Origin of the sequence: Catenulispora acidiphila DSM 44928, assembly GCF_000024025.1 — a bacterium.
GTDB classification, from domain to species: Bacteria; Actinomycetota; Actinomycetes; order Streptomycetales; family Catenulisporaceae; genus Catenulispora; species Catenulispora acidiphila.
This window is the reverse complement of the sequence record NC_013131.1, coordinates 5012955-5033023: the sequence shown is the minus strand read 5'-3', so window position 1 is coordinate 5033023 and position 20069 is coordinate 5012955. Positions and strand designations below refer to the sequence as shown.

Genomic DNA, 20069 nt, shown 5'->3' with positions numbered 1-20069 from the left:
TGTTCGCCTATTTCGCGGTGACGGAAGCGGTGCTTGTGATGCCGCCGGCGGTCACGGCGACCGTCACGGTCCCCGCGCAGTGGGCCGTCAGCACGCCGCTGGACGGGTCGACGGAGGCGATGCGCGGGTCCGACGACGTCCAGTGCCGCGACACCGGATCGGCGATCGGTACCTGCAACGCCGGGGCGTCCGTCCCGGTCAGCGACGTGCCCACCGCGCTCAGCTGCTCCTTGGCGCCGAGTGTCAGCTGTGGTGCGGGCGCCGTGACCGCGATCGAGGCCAGCAGCGGTTGCACCGCGAACTGCACCGTGCCGTTCGGCAGGACGTTGAAGAGCCCGTAGTTGTAGAAGCCGCCCTGGTCTTCCGGCGCGTACGGCGGGGCGCCGAGGTCGGCGACGACGAAGTTCGGGATGCCGTCGGGCGATTCGGTGCCGTCGGGCAGCCGCACGTCCTCAGCCCAGCCTCGGGCGTGGCCGAACAGCATCATGACGTGGACGCCGGGGTGCGTCTGCTGATACCGCTGCACGAGCCGCTCGTACATCTCGGCTTCGAAGCGGTCGGAGAACTGGCTGTCGGCGCGGGGGTGCGGGTCGTACGCCGGGACGTGCGTGGTGACGATCGCGACCTTCTGCGTGTTCTGCGTCAGTTGCTGCGCCAGCCACAGGTATTGCGACTCGTCGGTATCAACCGTCTGATACGGGTCGGAGGCGGTGATGCCGATGTGGCCGCTGTCGGTGACGATGACGCGCGCCGCGCCCTGGTCGTAGGCGTAGTGCGTGGCGCCGAAGACGTTGGCGAAGTTGGCGTTTTCCGGCGTCGCGCCCTGGGTGATCTCGTGGTTGCCGACCGCGTCATGGTATGGCACGCCAAGTCCGTCTAGCAGGGTTTTGAGATTGGTCAGGTCCGGCAGCTGTCCGTCGTCGGACATGTCGCCGAGTGCCTGAACCATCGAGGGTTTCGCGGCGGTCGGCAGGTTCGCCAGCAGTCCGGGCATCGCCTTCATCGCCACGGTTCCGGTGGCGGCCGGGTTCGCCGCCGTGGTGTGCGCGTCGTCGAAGGCTGCGATGCTCGTGCCGCCGGGCTTGAACGAGCCGACGTCGGTGAAGCTCAGCCACGACGGGTTCTTCGGGATCGCCGTGTACGTCGGCGGGACCGGCGGGCGCGGGGAGTAGACCGCTTGCAGGTCGGCGAGGTGGACGTCGCCGCTCAGGTTCGGGCCGGGCTTGATGACGACCAGGCCGAGGTAGTTGATGCGCAGCGGGTACTGCAGGCCCGGCGGGAGTTGGGCGACCACGTACTGCCAGCCGTCGAAGGTGACGCCGGTCGGGTAGAAGCTGGTCGGCTGGCTGGTGGACTGCCAGATGCCCACGTTGAGGGTGACGATGCCCGGCGCGAGTCCGGCTCCCGGGCGCGAGGCGAGGTCGGGGTTGCCCTTGACCCACACGCCGAGGCCGATCGGCGCCTGGGTGCCGTTCAGGAGCGGGACCTGTTCGCTGTTCGGGTCGTTGAGATACACGCTCAGGTCGAGGGTTTTGCTGACGTAGGGGTAGTCGTAGTGGATGTCGAAGGACCCTGCGTCACCGAGCTGGGCCTTGGTCGCCGGGTCGAAGGACATCGAGCCGTCGGAGGTGCTGTGCGTGCCAGGGCTGGGGACCTTGCGCGGGTAGACGTTCATGTAGGCGTCGGTGATCGACCACTTCGAGGCGTCGGTGAGGGGGTCCACGTTCGTGGTCGAGCGGCCGACGGCGATGCTGACGGTGGCGGTGCGTCCGCCGGCGCTCGCGGTGACGGTGACCATGCCGGAGCCGGTGGGCGCCGCGGTGAAGGTGCCGTCGGGGGCGATCGTGCCGAGCGCGGGTGGGTCGACACTCCACTTCACGGCTTCGGCGAGGAGGTCGACAGGGCTGCCGTCGGGCGCCGTGGCGGCGGCCGTGATCAGCTGTGTCGCGCCGCTGTCGAGATCGACCTGGTTCGGGGTGACAGTCAGGGTTTTGAGACTGTCGACGACGGTCAGCGGGATGGTCGATTGCGCGTGCCCGGCGGTCACGTGCAGGACGCCGTGACCGGGGCGGGTGAACGTCAGGGTGCTGCCATTCACGGTCGCGATCTTGCCCGGCGAGACCTTGAGGCTGGCGGCGTCGCGTGCCGGATTGTCGGCGGCGTCCAGGCCGTAGGCGGAGAGCGGGACGGTGGTTCCGGCCAGCGCCGTCAGCGGCTTGCCGTTGTTGACGACCGCCTTGACCGCCGTGCCGGGCGCCTTCTCGGTGCTGTAGATGAACAGGCCGTTGGCGACGGGGCGCTCGTGGCCGTCGGAGGGGACGTTCAAGACAGAAGCCTGAGTCTGTCCGGGAAGGCGGCCGACCATCTGAGTGGAGCCGCCGCTGTCGAACAGGATCGCGTTGTACGCGCCGTGCTGCGTCATCCAGCCGGCGATCTGGGGGCGGGTCAGGCCTTGGGCGACGTCTTCGCTCTGATGGCCGTCGAAGGCGGCGAAGACGGCGTGCTTGCCGTCCTGGCTGACGCCGACCGCGGTGACCGGGTTGTCGACGTTGTTCTCGCCGGAGCCCTGGAGCGGCACGGCGCGCTGGCCGTTCTGGACCAGGATCGCGCCGCCGGACAGGCCCTGGACGACGTCGGGGTCGGGACCGATCTTCTCGCTGACAGCGATCTGGTCGCCCATATGAATGTTCTGCGACAGCCACCCGGCTTGGGTCCCGGAGCCGACGAGGTCCTCGGTCCCTGCGGCGAGCTGCGGCAGGGTGGTCACGCCGGCGGTGACGGAGTCGACGAGCAGCGTGGTGCCGTCCGCGCCGAGGTGGCCGGCAACGACGGTCGAGGCCGCGATCGGCGACGGGGTGCCCAGATCGGGGGTGACGCGCACGATGGCGTTGCCGGACAGGCTGTTCACAGCGTTGACGGCGGTAATCGCAGCGGTGGCGGCGCCATCGGTGAGGCTGCCGGCGTAGGTCTCGGTGCCGATGCCGATGCTGCCGTCATGGCGCACCCACAGGTCGGCGTTCCACGTCGGATCAGGACTCTTCACCAGCCGACCGTCGATGACGACCATGCCCAGCGGCCGCCCGCTGCCATAGATCTCGAAGAAGTCCCCGTTCACCCCGCCCACCGCCCCAGTCCGGTGCGCCATGGAAGACGGGACCTCATCAGCAGCATCGGTGAGATGATCGTGAGACTCCACAACACCCAACCGCACATTGGGATCAGCGAGGTCGACATCCATCACCTGCGCCCGCTGCGCACCCCCGACCGTCCGCAGCACATCAGAATGCTGCTGCACACCATGAGTAAGCGTCACACTCGGCGACACGGCCTCGTCGACAACCAGCGGCCACTGATCCGGCGTCGTCGGCAGCCAAGCACCCGAAGCCGCACCACCACCTCCACCAGCCCCGACGGCACCAGGCACCGAATGCGCGGGCGCCACCACCGCGACACAACCCGCCACAGCGACAACCAGCGCGACAGCACCCCGCCCCCATCCCAACCGCCGCACACCAACTCGCCTCGACACCATGCCCTCCCTGGCCGACGCCCCAGGCGCCCTTGGTATTCCGTGGATTGTACGCGACCTTAAGCAAGATTCAAGGCGCTGAATCCACGAGAATCCAAAGCTTTGGTAACGACGCGGCGGCGGGCGGGGGCGGGGTCAATACACTGCGGCGGATGCAACCCTTCGCCCACATCGGGCGCGGGTGAACGTCCGAGGTCCTGGAGAGCAGCGAGATCCTGCCGCTGATGGGACTTGGGACCTACCTGAACTCCGCCGGATCAGATGCCACCGGCGCCGAACACCATGCGATGCGCGCGGCTGGTGTCCATGTATTCGCGTACCCGGTGGATCAGGCCGTCGCGGAGTTCGAAGACGAGACAGTAGTCGTTCTCGTAGTGGCCGCCGCCGGGCAGGGTCGAGCGCATCGTCTCCTCGATGACGACGAGGTCGTCGGTGGCGTGGATGCCGCGGAAGGTGACCTCGACGTCGGCGACGAACAGGCGACCGAAGTCGTTGGCAAGGAAGCCGGCGATCGCTGTGCGGCCGATCATGTGGCTGGGGCAGTCCAGCGCGAGGGCGGTGGCGTTGCCGGGCGGCGCCAGCCATTCGGCGTCCTCGGTGAAGACCGGCTCGATCTGGACGGCGTCGTGGCTGGCGAAGGTCTTCCAGGCGTTCAGGACTATTTCACGGCTGGCTTCCGACATGGATCGGAAGGCTAGCCGCAGTCGGCTCGCGGAACCGGCGGCTTTCGGACCTCATCACCCGGCGCTGAGCCTGCCCGGCGCCGATCTATGCCCCGCTAACTGCGATAACCACCCCCGCTATCACAGAGTTCGTCAATAAGGCCATCTCCCACTATTGTGGTACGCGGTCGTTTCGTATTGGGGAAGGTGGTGCGGGTGTTCGTGTTTCGTGGCCGCGCCATATGTCGGGGGCTTGGGAATGCGCGAATAGGCGGCTGAGGCGCGGGGCGTTCTCGGTGCTTGTGGTGTCGTTGCGAAATTCCGCGGGGTGGTACCTCGTGGTGGTCATCCTGATGTTTTCTTGGCGTTGTTGCGATAGGTGTGCTTTCCCATGTCCTCTACCAATGGTGCTTCTTCGCTTGTGGATCCGCGTCGATGGAAGGCGCTGGCTTTTGTTGGGCTCGCGCAGCTCATGGTGGTGCTTGATGGCACCGTGGTGAACATCGCGCTGCCTTCGGCGCAGCGTGATCTGGGTTTCTCTGATGCGGATCGGCAGTGGGTGGTCACTGCGTACGCGTTGCCGTTCGGTGCCTTGCTGCTGTTCGGGGGGCGGTTGGCGGATCGGTTGGGGCGAAAGCGGACGTTCCAGATCGGGGTCATCGGGTTCGCTTTGGCCTCGGCGCTGGGTGGTGCTTCTGCGGACACTGCGATGCTGCTCGGTGCGCGGGCTTTGCAGGGGTGCTTCGGGGCGATGCTGGCGCCGTCGGCGTTGTCGCTGGTGACTGTGATGTTCACTGCGCCTGCCGAGCGGGCTAAGGCGTTCGGGATCTGGGGGTCGATCGCCGGGGGTGGTGCGGCGGTCGGGTTGATGCTCGGCGGGTTGCTGACGCAGTATCTGAGCTGGCGCTGGACGATGTTCGTCAACGTCGTGTTCGCCGTCATCGCGTTCTCCGGCGCGGCGATCACGGTCCGGGAGCCGGCGCGGCGCCACGATCATGGGCGCCTGGACTTCCTCGGCATCTTCCTGGTGACCGGTGGGCTCGGCTGTCTCGTCTACGGTCTGTCGCGCGCCGAGTCCGACGGCTGGAACGCGCGGATCACCGTCAGCCTGCTGATCGCCGCCGGGGTCGCGCTCGTCCTGTTCGTCATCGCCGAGGCGTTGTCGAAGGCGCCGCTGCTGCCGCTGCACGTGGTGTGGAACCGCAACCGGGGCGGCGCGTACCTCTCGCTCGGGCTGGCGATCGTCGGGATGTTCGGCGCGTTCCTGTTCCTGACCTACTACCTGCAGTCCGTGCAGGGCATGTCGCCGATCCGCAGCGGCGCGGCGTTCCTGCCGATGGTCGGCGGCATGCTCATCGGCGCGACGCAGATCAGCGCGCGGCTGATGACGCGGGTGCGGCCGCGCTACCTGATGCCGCCGGGCTTCGTGCTCGGCTCGGCGGGCATGCTCGCGCTGACCCGGATCACGGTCGGCGGCTCGTACCACACCTGGATCCTGCCCGGCACGATCGCACTCGGGCTCGGCATGGGCTGCGCGTTCATGCCCGCGATGAACGTCGCCACCGGCGGCGTCGACCCCCGGGACGCCGGCGTCGCCTCGGCCATGGTCAACACCTCGCAGCAGGTCGGCGGCGCGGTCGGCACGGCGCTTCTCAGTACCCTGGCACTGAGCGCGACCCGTAGCTATTCCGCCAAGCACTCCCCCGATCCGGTCGCCACATCGCAGCAGATTGCGATGCTGCACACACAGGCTCAGGTGCACGGCTACATCACCGCGTTCTGGTGGGCCGCCGGGCTGATGCTCGCCGCGGCGATCGTGTCGTTCGCGTTGATCAGCTTCAGAGTCGGCGTTCCGATGCCCTCTGTACCCTCTGTTGCGGCCGCTGTTCCCACGACGGCGGGATCCGAAGTCCTCGCCCCAGTTGAGCAGCCCACAGAGATCCTGCTCCCCCTCCACGACGCCGTCCCGGCACACATCCCCTCCCCCTACAACGGCGACGGCGTCCTCATCCACGGCCGCGTCCGGGACCGCGACGGCGCCCCGATGCCGCTGGCCGCCATCACCGCGGTGTCCCCGCAGGGTCGCCAGGTGGGCCGGGCACGCAGCGGCGCGGACGGCGGCTACCAGCTCGGCGTCCCGCGCGTCGGCGCGTACGTGCTCATCGTCGCCGCGAACGGACGGGAGCCGGAGGCCTCGACGATCACCGCGCGCGAGCACAGCGTCCGGCACGACATCCTGCTGGCCGAGCGCGGACGGCTGGCGGTGACGGTCCACGCCACCGACGGCAGCCGCATCGGCGGCGCCACCCTGATGCTCACCGACGCCGCCGGCGACCTGCTCACCAGCCGCCGCACCGGCGAGGACGGCACGCACACCTTCCGCGACCTGCCCACCGGCCCGCTCACCCTGGCGGTCAACGCCGTGGGCCACCGCCCCGCAGCCCTGTCGATCACGATCGAGGGCCACGGAACCACCCGCGCCGAGCTCGAGCTGCACCCGGCGGTCCGCCTGAGCGGCACAGTCCGCGCCTGGTCCACCGACTCCCCGCTCGCCGACGCCCGGGTGATGCTGATGGACGGCGCCGGCAACGTAGTGGCCACCGCCGACAGCGACCCGGAGGGTTCCTTCGCCTTCGCCGACCTCGACGCCGGGGAGTACACGCTCATCGCCAGCGGCTACCCGCCGGTGGCCAGCGCCGTGCGGGTGGACGGACGGATCGACAGCCGCCACGACGTGCAGCTGGGATACCCGGAGTGATCGCTTCGGCGACGGTGGCCGGCGCCGCACCGGCAGCGCGCGCCCGCGACGCCGTGTTGTCGAGCGAGCCGGATCGGCTTACCGTGCGGATATGCCCGAAACAGCCGCCGAGGTGCGCGCCGGGTTCCGCTCGGGAGTGAGCGGGCCGACGTCCGGGCTCGCCCCTGGCTTCCGGCAGGCCAACCTGCTGGTCGTGCCCGCCGACTGGGCCTACGACGTGCTGCTGTTCACGCACCGCAACCCGGACCCGTGCCCGGTCCTCGACGTCACCGACACCGGCTCGCGCCACACCCCGCTGGCCCACGACGCCGACCTGCGCACCGATCTCCCGCTCTACCGGGTGTGGCGCGACGGCCGCCTGGTCGACGAACCCACCGACATCACGGACGTCTGGCGCGAGGACTCGGTGACCTTCCTGACCGGCTGCAGCTTCACCTTCGACAGTGCCCTGACATCCGCCGGACTGCCATGGCGCTACCCCGGCCGGAACGTCGCGATGTACGTCACCAACCGCGAATGCCGCCCGGCAGGCCGCTTTCACGGTCCCCTCGTGGTCTCGATGCGCCCGGTCCCCTCGGCACTGATCGGCACCGCCTTCCGTATCACGACCCTGATGCCCACCTCGCACGGCGCCCCGATCCACCTCGGCGACCCGGGCGAACTCGGCATCAGGGACCTGAGCAAGCCCGACTTCGGCGACGCGGCGGACATCCAGCCCGGCGACCTCCCGATGTTCTGGGCGTGCGGCGTGACGCTGCAGGCCGCGGTGGTCGCCTCCCGCCCGCCGTTCGCCATCACCCACGCCCCCGGGCACATGTTCATCACCGACGTGCGGGAACCGCAGGTCGCCGTGTGACGCAGGGGGCGCGCACGGGGCGCAGGAGATCACGGCACGCTGGTCCCAACCGGAAGGGGTCCGCATGCGAGCCGACGCACGCCGCAATCGCGAGCGGCTGATGACCTCCGCTCGGGACGTGTTCGTGGAGCGCGGTCCGGAGGCTTCGCTGGAGGAGATCGCGCGGCGCGCCGACGTGGGTATCGCCACGCTCTACCGGCACTTCGTCGACCGCGGCAGCCTGATGCACGCGGTGGTCCTGCATGCTCTGACCTCGACCGCCGAGGTGGTGGAGCGGGCACGCCGGGAGCACGCCGACCCGATGGACGCCCTGGCCGCCTACATCCACGCGGTCATCGCTTTGCGCACCTCGGCGGTGGTCCCGGCGTTGCTGGAGGCCGTCGACCTGGACGAGCCGCAGATCAAGCAGGCGCGCACCACTGTGGCGCGGCTCATCGAGGAGTTGCTGGACGAGGCGCGCAAGGCTGGCCGGCTGCGCGAGGACGCGGCGTTCGCCGACATCGGGCTGCTCGTCGTGCGGTTCTCGCAGCCGCTGCCGGGGCGGTTCAGCGAGGAAGCGCAACTGGCGCTCGCGCACCGGCACGCCGACCTGCTCATCGCCGGTCTGCGGGCCGATCCGGCGCAGGCGCCGCTGAGCGGACCGACTCTGCATCTCGCCGATTTGCAGCGGCTGTTGCTGTTTGACGAGGACGACAGGGCCGGCGAGAAAACCAACGCCGGCAACGATAAAGCGTGAAAAAGCCGCGGTGCGGGCTCTCCCGCCTAGGAGCCCGCACCGCGAGATTTCGGTGGTACCTCAGCCGATCTCAGCCGCTGTACACGGCCTTGCTGCCGTAGAGGACCTTGGTGAAGCTCGAGATGTAGGTGTGGATGTCCGGGGCGCCCAGGTTGTATGTCATGAAGACGCCGTAACCGCCGCTCACGGTCTGCTGGGCCAGGCTCGCCGCGTCGCTGGAGGGAGTCGAGGTGACGTCGATCGCCGCCGGGGAGAGGTGGCTCTTGGGCAGCGAGATGTCCGGCACGATCCAGGAGTCGTAGTACGGGTTCCACGCGTAGTTGAACAGCGGGCCGACGTCGGTGCCGTTGTAGGTCAGGCTGTCGGCGGCCGGGCCGATGTCGTACATGGTGATGAGCTTGCTCGGCATGTCCTTGCGCAGCGCCTGGATGAGGTACACGAAGGAGCTGGCGTTGGGCTGCGGCGTGCCGTTGACCCCGTAGTCGGCGTATTCGTCGTCGAAGTCGATGCCGTCCAGGCCGTACTTGGTGACGGCGTCGGACAGCTGCTTGGCGAAGGCCGCGGCGGCCGCCTGCGAGGGGAAGTTGGCGAAGCCGGCGCCCTGGTGGTTGCCCAGGATCGACAGCTCGACCTTGATGCCCTTGGCCTGCAGCGGACGGACCTGCGTCGCGACGTTGTCCAGGACGCTTTGCACCTGCGGGTTGAAGGACAGGTAGGCGTTCGAGCCGTCGTAGTCGATGTTCGCCGCGAAGATCACGGCTATGTCGAAGACGTTGGCGCCGCCGGTGGCGAGCTTGTACTTGCCCACGTTCAGCATGCTGTTGTTGTTGACCTCCACGTACGCCACGGAGATCGGGCCGCTCTTGGTCGCCGCCGGCTTGGCCTTGGCGGGGGTGGCTTTGGCGGGAGTGGCCTGCGCGACGCCCGCCGTGCCGGCGAACGCCAGCGTCAGGGCGCCGGTGGCGATCAGGGCCTTCCACCTCGATCTGGGTCCGCGCATCATCGATCAAGCTCCCTTGCTGGATGAAGGTGACAGTGGGCGCTCGGCAGATAAACCGATTCAGTGAGGTGAATATGCTCCAGCGCCGCAGACGTGTCAAGACCCGGGTATCAGGTGTCGGCGACGTTGACACGCACGAGGTGCGAGGGCATAGTGAGGCCACTCTGAAGCGTTTTAGAAAACGATGAACCTCGGGCACGTCGGCGCGCGCCGACGTGCCCGAGGTGGTGAAGCAGAAGCCGAAGCAGAAGCCGGGGCTCAGGCGCCGCCGGTCGGGAACTGGAAGACCGCGGCCGGGATCAGACCCCTGTCGTCCGGCGGCGGGGTGCTGCCCTGCGGGTAGGCGGCGAAGTTCACGTCGACCGGGGTGATGTCGCTGTCTGTGCCGGCCGGCACGACGGCGTCGAGGTTGTCCGTGGTGTCCGAGTAGACGGCCACCGGCTCGTCGCTCCGGTTGTCGACGTTCGCCGCGGTCATGCCCATGATCTGGAAGTCGGTGCCGATCGGCAGGCCGGTGCCGGTGATCACGTCGCAGCCCGTGCCGGTCCGCCCGGCGCCGGTGTACAGCGCGACGTTGCCGATGCCGACCAGGCCCAGGGCCATCGACATGGCCTCGACGTCGGCGGCGGGACCGCAGGCGGCGTTGTAGCCGTTGTTGGTCTGCACCGGCAGCTGCTGGCTGTTGTTCGTCGAGGTGCGCGTGGTGTGAACGGTGTGGTTCTCGGCGTAGTGCCCGGCGTAGTGCTCGGCGTGGTGCTTGCCGGAGGCGGCCGAGGCGACGGCCGCCGAGGGGGCGAGGAGGATGCCGGTGGCCGCGAACGCGATGGCAGCGGTGCGCCGAGTCCGGGAGGTACGGGGAGTACGAAGACGGAGACCGGTCATGGAGTGGAACGCCCTTCCCTGCGAAGACAGAGCGCTCAGGCTCGCAACGCGGCTATGGGAAGATCAAGTCCGGTTGCTCCATTCGTGACCTGATTACGCCGAAAGGGCTCGGTTGCGGCAGCGCAGCAGCAGGGCAGCAGGCAGGACGGTGGCAGAGTTCTGGCAGGGCCGCCGTCCCTCACAAACAGCGGCCCCGCCGGTCTCACGGTCCCGTCGGGCTCACAGCTCCGTCGGTCCCAAATCCGGGACCGGCCGCAGCTCGGCCGCCGCGGCGCGCGCGCCGTGCAGCTCGAGGACGACCAGCTCGTTCGTTCCGGCACGCAGCACCGGTCCGGGCACGTACAACGACCCCTGCGGGCCGCGCGACCAGTAGCGACCCAGGTTGAAGCCGTTGATCCAGGCCACGCCCTTGGTCCAGCCGGGCAGGTGCAGGTAGGTGTCCGCGCATCGGTCGAGGTCGAACGTGCCTCGGTGGAAGCCGGGTCCGACCGCCGGGCCGTCGAGCTCGGCGTAGGCCAGCCCGGTCAGGTCGTCCAGCGGCAGCGGACGCGAAGTCCAGCCGGTGAGCGGCGCGCCGTCGAGATGGACCGCGCCTATCAGACCCTTGCGATCGGCGAGCTTCTGGCCGTAGTTCACCCGACCCTGGTTCTCCACTAGCACGCGCAGCTGCGCATCGGCGCGCGGCACCAGGAACGACAGCACATGCTCGTGCCGCTCGCGCTCCAGCACGCCGACCGGCTGACCGTCGACGAACACCTGCGCGCGGTCGCCGATCTCGTCGAACGTCAGCGTCGCCGGACCCGCCGCGGGAAGCCGGGTTTCGTAGAGCACGAAACCGAAGTCCTGACCGAGCAGCTCCATCGTCAGCGGTGTCTCAGAGTTCTGCGCCACGCCCAAGGAAGCCAAACTCGCCTCGGAGAACAACGCCGCGCGCCCGGTCAGAGCCACCGAGACCGGCGCCAGCTTCTCCCCCGGCTCCGGGACTTCCTCGTCCGGCACCGTCTCGTACTTGCCGATGATGGAGCGGAAGCGCCGGTACTTCTCCGTCGGGTCCCCGGCTTCGTCCAGCGGCGAGTCGTAGTCGTAGGACGTGACCGTGGCGCGGTACGTCCCCTTGTCGTTGGCGCCGTTGGTGAATCCGAAGTTGGTGCCGCCGTGGAACATGTAGAAGTTCACCGAAGCGCCGGCTTGCAGCATCTCCTCCAGCGCGGCGCCGGCGTCCTCGGCGGAGCGCTGCGCGTGCGTGCCGCCCCAGTAGTCGAACCAGCCGTTCCAGAACTCCGCGCACATCAGCGGTCCGGTCGGCTGCTGCGCACGCAGTGCCGCGAGCGAGGCGGTCACCTTGCCGCCGAAGTTCGCGGTGGCAAGGACGCCGGGCAGCGCGCCGTCCGCCAGGTCGTTGGGCTGGTCGGAGGTGAAGAAGGGTACGTCGATACCCCGCGACGTCAGCGCCTCGTACAGCCGCTCCATATAGGCGGTGTCGGAGCCGTACGCCCCGTACTCGTTCTCCACCTGCACGGCGATGACCGGTCCGCCGCGCGTCCCCAGCCGGGGCAGCACGATCGGCATGATCGCGTCGAGGTACGCCTCGACCGCCTGCAGGAACGCCGGATCGGTGCTGCGCAGCGCCAGATCCGGGTCGGCGAGCAGCCACGACGGCAGCCCGCCGCCCTCCCACTCCCCGCAGATGTACGGCCCGGGCCGCAGCAGGACGTGCAGCCCTTCGGCGGCGGCGGCGTCCAGGAACGCCGCCAGGTCCAGGATCCCGCCGAAGTCGAACGTGCCGGGGCGCCGCTCGTGCAGGTTCCACGGGATGTAGGTGTCGATGGTGTTCAGGCCCATCAGGCGGGCCTTGCGCAGCCGGTCGGACCACTGCGCCGGATGGACTCGGAAATAGTGCAGGCCGCCGGAGACGATCCGGAAGGGCTGACCGTCGAGGCTGAAGCCGTCGCCGGTGATGTCGAGTACTGCCACGTTCGTGTAGCTCCCTGTGGTTCTTCACGGCGGGACCAGGCGCGGCCGGGCCCGGCAAGGCACGGCCGCACTGGTCCCGACGCAGGTCAGGCCGTCAGCGCGAGGAAGGCGCTACTTGACGGTGAAGCCCTGGTCCTTGGCGTACTTGATCGAGGCGTCCTGCCAGGCCTTCAGCCCGTCGGCCAGGGAGGAGGACCCGATGTAGGCCTTGCCGGCGGTGTCGTTGAAGACGCTGTTGGCGTAGACCTGGAAGGGCAGGTAGGACCAGCCCGGGGCGACCTCGGCGGCGCTCTGTGCGAGCACCTGGTTGATCTTCTGGTCGCCGAAGTAGGCGTCGGTCTTGTTCAGGAAGTCCGGGGAGTTCAGCTGCTTCACCGTGGCCGGGAAGGCGCCGTTGTCCACGCGGGTCTGCGCGCCCTCGTCCACGGTGGCGTACTTCAGGAACGCGTAGGCCAGCTTCTGGTTGGTGCTCGCCTTCATCACGGCCAGGGAGCTGCCGCCGTTCTCGGAGGTGACCTTGCCCCCGGCGGTCCACTGCGGCATCGGGGCGACGCGCCACTGGCCGGAGCCGGACTTCACGCCGGACTCCAGGGAGGCCGGCATCCAGGCGCCGATGGTCAGCGAGGCGATCTTGCCCGAGGCCATGCCCTGGTACCAGGCGTCGCTCCAGGAGCTGATCGGCGCCAGGTCGTGGCCGTCCAGCAGCTGCTGCCAGGCGGTCGCGAACTTCTGCGTGCCGGCGTCGCCGGCGAAGTTCACACCGAGGGTGGTGCCGCTGACCGAGTAGGGCTTGCCGCCGGCCTGCCAGATCATGCTGGTGGTGAAGCCGGCGTCGCCGGTGTCGTTGGTCATGTAGACGCTGGGGTCGGCGGTGTGGATCTTCTTGGCGTCGGCGATGTACTCGTCCCACGTGGCCGGGGGCGTGGTGATGCCGAACTTGGTGAAGACCGTCTGGTTGTAGAACAGCGCCATCGGTCCGGAGTCCATCGGCAGGCCGTAGACGCCGCCGGCGGCCTGGACCGAGCTCCACGGCCCGGGGGTGAACGTGCCGTTCAGCGCGGCGGCGCCGAACTCGTCCAGGTTCGCCACCGACTTGGTCAGCTCGAACTGCGGCAGCGCGTAGTACTCGATGTGCGCGACGTCCGGGACGCCCTTGCCGGCCTGGACCGCGTTCTGCAGCGCCTTGTACTCGTCGTTGCCGGTCCCGGCGTTGACCAGGTTGACGTGCACGTTCGGGTACTTGGTCTGGAAGTCGGCGACGACCTTCTTCAAGGTCGGCTCCCAGGCCCACACCGTCAGGTTCCCGCCGGCGGTCAGCGCCGCCTGCAGGTCGGCGTCGGTGACGGTGGCGGCCTGCGAGGAGCCGGAGGAGGTCTTGCCGCTGCCACCGCTGCTCGCCGAGCTGGAGCACGCGGTCGCGGCCAGCGCCACGGCCAGCGCGGTCGCGCCCAGCAGGACGCCGCGTCGACGGGATATCGTCATTGCCGTTCCCTTCTCTTTCTGCATCTGAGGGGTTCCGCGGTCGGGCCGGGGCGCCGTCAACCTTTCACGCTTCCGGCGCTCAGGCCCGACTGCCAGTACCGCTGGAGCAGCAGGAACGCTGCGATCAGCGGGATGATCGTGATCAGCGAGCCGGTGATGACGAGGTTGAAGACGACCTCGCCGCCGGCGGTGTGGGCCTGGTCGTTCCAAGTGCTCAGGCCCAGCGTCAGGGGATACCAGTTCTGGTTCTTCAGCATGATCAGCGGCAGGAAGTAGTTGTTCCAGGTGGTGACCACGTTGAACAGCAGCACCGTGACGATGCCGGGAGCCAGCAGCGGCAGGCTGACGGAGAAGAAGGTGCGGAACTCCCCCGCGCCGTCCATCCGCGCCGACTCCATGATCTCGGCCGGGACCGCCTCGGAGCTGAACGTCCACATCAGGTACAGGCCGAACGGCGAGATCAGCGAGGGGATGATGATCGCCCAGGGGGTGTCGGTGAGCCCCATCTTGGAGAACATCAGGAACGTCGGGACGGCCAGCGCCGTGGCGGGGACCGCGACCGCGCCGATGACCACGGCGAACACGGCCTTCTTGCCCGCGAAGTCGAATTTGGCCAGGCCATAGCCGGCCAGCGTGGCCAGCAGCGTGGCGCCGCCGGCGCCGACCACGACGTACATCAGGGTGTTGAGCAGCCAGCGGCCGAAGATGTCGTGCTGGTAGCTGAAGGTGTCGCCGATGTTGGAGAAGAAGCCGAACCCCTTGAACCACAGCCCGAAGGAGTCGAACAGGTTCTGCTGGCTCTTGGTCGCGTTGATCGCCAGCCACGCCAGCGGCAGCAGGGTGTAGACGACCATCACCGCGCACAGCACGGTCAGCGTCAGGCTCTTGCGGCGCAGGTGCGGCGCGCGCCGGGCCTTGGCCCGCAGCGGCGGGGTGGAGTTGCGGGGACGGCCGCGCCGCATCGTCTCGCTCGTCACGGCTCAGACCGCCTTTCGCATGCCGCGCAGCTGGACGGCGTAGGCGACGATCATCGTGGCCACGCCCATGACGATGGCGACGGTCGCGGAGTAGTTGAACTGCTGGCCCTCGAAGGACAGCGAGTAGGCGTAGTAGTTCGGCGTGTAGAACGTGGTGATCGCATTCGGCGCCAGGTGCTTGAGGATGCTGGGCTCGTTGAACAGCTGGAAGCTGCCGATGATCGAGAAGATCGTCGCGATGACCAGCGCCGGGCGCAGCGCCGGGAGCTTGATCGACCAGATGAGGCGGAACTGTCCGGCGCCCTCGATGGCCGCCGCCTCGTACAGCGAGGGGTTCACCACCCGCAGCGCCGAGTACAGGATCAGCATGTTGTAGCCGACCCACTCCCAGGTCACGATGTTGCCGATGGACGCCAGGATCAGGTGCGGGGACAGCGGGTCCGGCAGCGTGACGCCGAAGTGCTTGTCGATGTCGCGGACCAGCCCGAACTGCGTGCCGTACATGAAGCTCCACATGAGCGTGGCGACCACGGCGGGCACGGCGTAGGGCAGGAACACCGATATCCGGAAGAACGCCGCCCCGTAGAGCCGGCCGCTGTCGATGGCCAGCGCCAGCAGCAGCGCCAGTCCGAGCATGATCGGGACCTGGACCACCAGGAACAGCGCGACGCGGGCGAAGGACGTCCAGAACTGGGAGTCGCCGAAGGCGTCGCTGTAGTTCTGCAGGCCGACGAACTGCGTGCCGCCGATCAGCTTGGTCTTGTACAGGCTCAGATAGATCGAGTAGCCGATCGGGGCGAGGAAGACCAGCGCGAACAAGGCCATGAAAGGGCTGACGAACCGCCAGCCGACCAGGGACCGCCGGCGCCGCGCGGGACGGCGCGGGCCCGGGCGGGCGAGGTCCAGAGGTGGGGACGCCATGGTCTTCTCTTCGCTCCTTGCTTCGCTTCGTACGAGGGGGGTGCTAGGCGGACTAGGGCAGGACGAACGTCTCGAAGGCGAGCACCGCCATGCCCAGGGACACCGGGTTGTCGGCGATGCGGGAGGCGGCCAGCGTGACCGCGTCGTAGGGGACGGCCAGGGAGAACTGCTTGACCACCGGCTCGACCGCGGCCAGCAGCGGCTCGCCGAAGGCGGCGCTGACCCAGCCGCCGACCACGAGGAGTTCGGGGTTGAGCATGTTCACGGCGTTGGCCAGCGCCATGCCCAGCGGTCGGGCGAAGCGCTCCAGGGTCGCCACCGCGACCGGATCGGCGCTCGCGACGGCCTCGGCGAGCCGGGCCACGGTCGCCGCCTGGTCGCCGGGGACCAGCAGCGGGCTGTCCGGATCGACGTCGGTGAGCAGGTCCAGCAGGGCGGCGGCGCCGACGTAGGCCTCGACGCAGCCGCGGCTGCCGCAGTGGCAGGGCAGTCCGTCGGCGACCAGGATCGTGTGTCCCCACTCCCCGGCGGTGTTGGTGCGCCCGCGCAGCAGCCGGCCCTCGGCGACCACGCCGAGGCCCACGCCGGTGCCCAGGTTCACCACCACGGCGTCGTCGTGGTCGCCGGCCTCGCCGAACATCATCTCGGCGAGGGTTATCGCCTTGAGCGGGTTGTCCAGCAGGACCGGCAGGTCGCAGCGCTTGTGGAACAGGGAGGTGAACGGCACGCCGTGCCAGCCCCAGTTCGGCGCGTGCACCGAGACCCCGCCCTCGCGGTCCACCTGGCCGGGCAGGCTGACGCCGACCCCGGCGACGTCGGCCGCGCTGACGCCGTCCAGGGCGGCGATGACGCCCTGGACGCTGTCCACGACGTGCCCGACCACCGAATCCGGGTCGTCGTCGGTCGGCGCCACCGGGGTCTGGAAGTGCCCGACGCGCGTCATCGCCTGGTCGAAGATCTCGGCGATCACGTAGGTCTCGGCGAGGTCCACGCCGACCAGGTAGGGCGCCCCGGCGCGCATCGTCAGCTGGCTGGCCGGACGGCCGCCGCCGGAGCGCGGGCTCTGCGTCTCGGCCAGCAGCCCGGCGGCGGTCAGCTCCCCGATGATCGTCCCGGCGGTCGCCACCGACACGCCGAGCTGCGCGGCGACGTCGCCCCGGGTCAGCGTGCGGCCGCCGTAAAAGCTCCGCATCACTTCCACGCGGTTCGCACGGCGCAGGTCGCCGGACAGGCGGGGTCGCATCTCGGTGGGCTCCTAGCGGTGTCTCATGAACGTGCTCCCCGAGCCGCCGGGGCTCGGTGAGGCATGAGATTACGCAGGCGTGTCCACTTCGTAAACCCCTTAGCGGAACCGTTATTAAAAGGGTTATCAAATCGAGGCTGGGGCTCCGCCACCTCTGGAAACGGCGCTGAGGCCGCGCAGGAGGCAGCAGCAGCGTGAGACTGCCGGACAGCGCGCTTGGCCATCAGGTCGGGTGCGCGCCGACGTACTTGCGCAGGTCGGACCGCCACCTGGCGCACTTCTTAGGCCAGGCGGCCAGACGGCCAGGCGGCGTGTTCGTGCCGGCTGTCAGAGTCCTGCGTCGGGCTTCGCCGTCGAGGCCCTGACCACCAGGCGCGTCGGCAGCATGATGTGGGTCGTCTCCGGTTCGTCCTCGCCGCGGACCAGCCCGATCAGCAGCTCCACCGCGCGCCGTCCCATCTCGCGGATGGGCTGCTCGACCGTGGTGAGCATCGGGGTGCAGCGGGTCGCCTCGGGGATGTCGTCGAAGCCGACCACCGACAGGTCTTCCGGGACGCGCAGCCCGCTGCGCTGCGCCACCTCGATCGTGGCGATCGCCGAGAGGTCGTTGGCGGCGAACACCGCGGTCGGCCGGTCGGGCTCGGCGAGCAGGCGGGCGGCCTGCTCGGCGGCGGTGTCCGGGTCGTAGGAGCCGAGGCGGACCAGGTCTTCGTCCACCTCGACGCCGGCGGCGGCCATCGCCTGGCGGAAGCCGCGCTCGCGCAGCTGGGCCGAGAGCAGGTCGGGGCGGCCGGTCAGCATCGCGATGCGGCGGTGGCCCAGGCCCAGGAGGTGCTCGGCGGCGGCGTGGGCGCCGCGCAGGTTGTCCGAGTCCACGGTCGGGCGCCCGCCGGGTCCGGTGTGCGGGTCGACGGCGACCACCGGCGCGCCGTAGTGCAGGTCGACCACGGTCGGGGTGACCAGGACGGCGCCGTCCACCAGCGTGCCGGACAGCCGCGAGAGGTAGCGGCGCTCCCAGCCCACCTGGTCGCGCGCGCGGCCGCCAGCGGAATAGACCACGAGCTCGAAGCCCGATCCGCGGATCGCGTCGCCGGCGCCCTTGAGGAGCTCGGCGCTGAAAGGTTCAAGGTCGGCCACCAGGATCCCGATGACGTTGGTCTGGTGGTTGCGCAGGCTCTGCGCCACCAGGCTCGCCTCGTATCCGAGCTCTTCTATCACGGCCTTGACACGGGCCGTGGTGTCCACGGACACGCCGTAGCGGTCGTTGAGCACCTTGGAGACCGTCGCGACCGAGACTCCGGCCTGCCGGGCGACATCGCGGATGGTCACGCGGGGAGGGATCGGGTCCGTCTGCACACCGTCCAGGATACCGGCTGCCGAAAACGATATCGATAACGATTGACACTCTCGCGCGCCGCGCGCAGACTCTGACCCGTCCAGCCGCCGTCGCATACCCCTGACTCTCGATCACCAGGCCTTGTCCATGTCTGGATCATCGGCGGCGCGACGGCTGGACGACGACATCCGTACCCCACTTGGCAGTGGAAGGAGCACGTCCCCCCATGCACACCGACCGCACTGACCGCACTGACCGCACCAACCGCAGACTGGCCGCCGCGCTCGCGGTGATCGCCAGCTGCGCGCTGGCCGGGAGCCTGGCCCTGGTCAGACCCGCCGGCGCCGCGGACACCTCGCTGAAGCAGCTGTCCGAGGCCAAGGGCAAGTACTTCGGGACCGCGCTGGTCCAGTCGAACCTGTCCAACTCCGCGCTCGTCGGCGTGGCGACCTCGCAGTTCGACATGATGACGCCCGGCAACGAGATGAAGTGGGACACCACCGAGCCCTCGAACGGCAGCTTCAACTTCGGTCCCGGCGACACGCTGGTCGCCTTCGCTCAGGCGCACTCGATGAAGGTCCGCGGCCACAACCTGGTGTGGCACAGCCAGCTGCCGGGGTGGGTCTCGAGCCTGCCGTCCAGCCAGGTCCAGGCCGCGATGGAGACCCACATCACCACCGAGGCCACGCACTACAAGGGTGAGGTCTATTCCTGGGACGTCGTCAACGAGCCCTTCAACGAAGACGGCACACTGCGCCAGGACGCGTTCTACAACGCCATGGGCACCAACTACATCGCCGACGCCATCCGCACCGCGCACGCCGCCGACCCGAACGCCAAGCTCTACCTGAACGACTACAACATCGAGGGCGAGAACGCCAAGAGCAACGCCATGTACTCCCTGGCGCAATCGCTGCTCGCGCAGGGCGTGCCGCTGGGCGGGATCGGGCTGGAGAGCCACTTCATCCTGGGCCAGGTGCCCTCCACGATGCAGGCGAACATGCAGCGCTTCGCAGCCCTGGGCCTGGACGTGGCGGTGACAGAGCTCGACGACCGGATCCAGCTGCCGGCCAGCAGCGCCAACCTGCAGCAGCAGGCCAGCGACTACTCGGCGGTGATCGGGGACTGTCTGGCGGTCACGCGGTGCGTCGGCGTTTCGCAGTGGGGCGTGGGAGACGCGGACTCCTGGATCCCCGGTACGTTCTCCGGCTACGGCGCCGCGACGATGTACGACCAGAACTACCAGCCGAAGCCCGCGTTCAACGCCTCGATCGCGGCCCTGGGCGGCTCCTCGGGGTCGACTTCGCCGAGCTCCTCGACGCCTAGCACTCCCCCGACGACCTCCAGCTCCTCCCCGGGCGGCGGCGGTAGCGCGGCGTGCAAGGTGAGCGACGTGGTGAGCGCCTGGAACACCGGGCTGACCGAGAACATCACCATCGCCAACACCGGATCGGCGGCGGTCAACGGCTGGAAGCTGACGTTCACGCTGGCGTCGGGGCAGACCGTCAGCAACAGCTGGAACGCGACGATCAGTCCCTCCTCCGGTCAGGTGACGGCGACGAACATGAGCTACAACGCGGCGATCGCACCCGGTTCCTCGGCCAGTTTCGGATTCCAGGCCACCCACACCGGGAACGCGTCGGCGCCTTCTTCCTTCAGCCTCAACGGACAGGTGTGCACCAACGGCTGAGAAGCACGGCGTTCCTCTGGCGA

At 69.0% G+C, this 20069-nt stretch carries 14 protein-coding genes; 4 read left to right on the top strand and 10 right to left on the bottom strand.

Going from position 1 to position 20069, the window contains the following annotated elements:
• Positions 1–7: 7 nt before the first annotated feature.
• Both CACI_RS21900 and CACI_RS21895 read right to left on the bottom strand, forming a co-directional pair.
• Entirely contained in the window at positions 8–3145 is a 3138-nt protein-coding gene (locus tag CACI_RS21900; RefSeq protein WP_190276790.1) for a phosphodiester glycosidase family protein, read from the bottom strand.
• 641 nt (positions 3146–3786) lie between these two features.
• Positions 3787–4212, bottom strand: a complete 426-nt coding sequence (locus CACI_RS21895) for a nuclear transport factor 2 family protein (protein WP_015793019.1) — start codon at positions 4210–4212, stop codon at positions 3787–3789.
• 370 nt (positions 4213–4582) lie between these two features.
• On the opposite strand from CACI_RS21895, the gene CACI_RS47180 reads away from it, so the two are divergent.
• From CACI_RS47180 to CACI_RS21880, 3 genes are all read left to right on the top strand, one after another.
• Complete coding sequence (locus tag CACI_RS47180) at positions 4583–6949, top strand: MFS transporter (protein WP_015793018.1); 2367 nt, start codon at positions 4583–4585, stop codon at positions 6947–6949.
• 91 nt (positions 6950–7040) lie between these two features.
• Positions 7041–7805, top strand: coding sequence for a putative hydro-lyase (locus tag CACI_RS21885; RefSeq protein ID WP_015793017.1), 765 nt, complete (start codon positions 7041–7043; stop codon positions 7803–7805).
• Positions 7806–7869: 64 nt separating this feature from the next.
• Positions 7870–8541, top strand: coding sequence for a TetR/AcrR family transcriptional regulator (locus CACI_RS21880; RefSeq protein ID WP_015793016.1), 672 nt, complete (start codon positions 7870–7872; stop codon positions 8539–8541).
• Between the two features lie 70 nt (positions 8542–8611).
• Here CACI_RS21880 and CACI_RS21875 read toward each other — a convergent pair whose 3' ends face one another.
• The 8 genes from CACI_RS21875 to CACI_RS21840 all read right to left on the bottom strand — a co-directional run bounded on the left by CACI_RS21875 (position 8612) and on the right by CACI_RS21840 (position 18376).
• Positions 8612–9544, bottom strand: a complete 933-nt coding sequence (locus CACI_RS21875; protein WP_015793015.1) for an endo-beta-N-acetylglucosaminidase H — start codon at positions 9542–9544, stop codon at positions 8612–8614.
• Positions 9545–9799: 255 nt separating this feature from the next.
• Positions 9800–10423 (bottom strand): hypothetical protein, encoded by a 624-nt coding sequence (locus tag CACI_RS21870; protein ID WP_015793014.1) that lies wholly within the window; start codon positions 10421–10423, stop codon positions 9800–9802.
• A gap of 219 nt (positions 10424–10642) precedes the next feature.
• Complete coding sequence (locus CACI_RS21865) at positions 10643–12397, bottom strand: glycoside hydrolase family 35 protein (RefSeq protein ID WP_015793013.1); 1755 nt, start codon at positions 12395–12397, stop codon at positions 10643–10645.
• A 111-nt stretch (positions 12398–12508) separates the two neighbouring features.
• A complete protein-coding gene (locus tag CACI_RS21860) occupies positions 12509–13879 on the bottom strand; it encodes an ABC transporter substrate-binding protein (RefSeq protein WP_015793012.1) in 1371 nt (456 codons plus the stop codon).
• Positions 13880–13935: 56 nt separating this feature from the next.
• The gene (locus CACI_RS21855; RefSeq protein WP_015793011.1) at positions 13936–14841 is read right to left on the bottom strand and encodes a carbohydrate ABC transporter permease; all 906 of its coding nucleotides are present in this window, start codon (positions 14839–14841) and stop codon (positions 13936–13938) included.
• Between the two features lie 18 nt (positions 14842–14859).
• Positions 14860–15777, bottom strand: coding sequence for a carbohydrate ABC transporter permease (locus tag CACI_RS21850; RefSeq protein ID WP_015793010.1), 918 nt, complete (start codon positions 15775–15777; stop codon positions 14860–14862).
• A gap of 52 nt (positions 15778–15829) precedes the next feature.
• The gene (locus CACI_RS21845) at positions 15830–17020 is read right to left on the bottom strand and encodes an ROK family protein (protein ID WP_015793009.1); all 1191 of its coding nucleotides are present in this window, start codon (positions 17018–17020) and stop codon (positions 15830–15832) included.
• A 327-nt stretch (positions 17021–17347) separates the two neighbouring features.
• Positions 17348–18376, bottom strand: coding sequence for a LacI family DNA-binding transcriptional regulator (locus CACI_RS21840; protein ID WP_015793008.1), 1029 nt, complete (start codon positions 18374–18376; stop codon positions 17348–17350).
• A gap of 206 nt (positions 18377–18582) precedes the next feature.
• On the opposite strand from CACI_RS21840, the gene CACI_RS21835 reads away from it, so the two are divergent.
• Positions 18583–20046, top strand: a complete 1464-nt coding sequence (locus tag CACI_RS21835; protein ID WP_015793007.1) for an endo-1,4-beta-xylanase — start codon at positions 18583–18585, stop codon at positions 20044–20046.
• Positions 20047–20069: the final 23 nt, after the last annotated feature.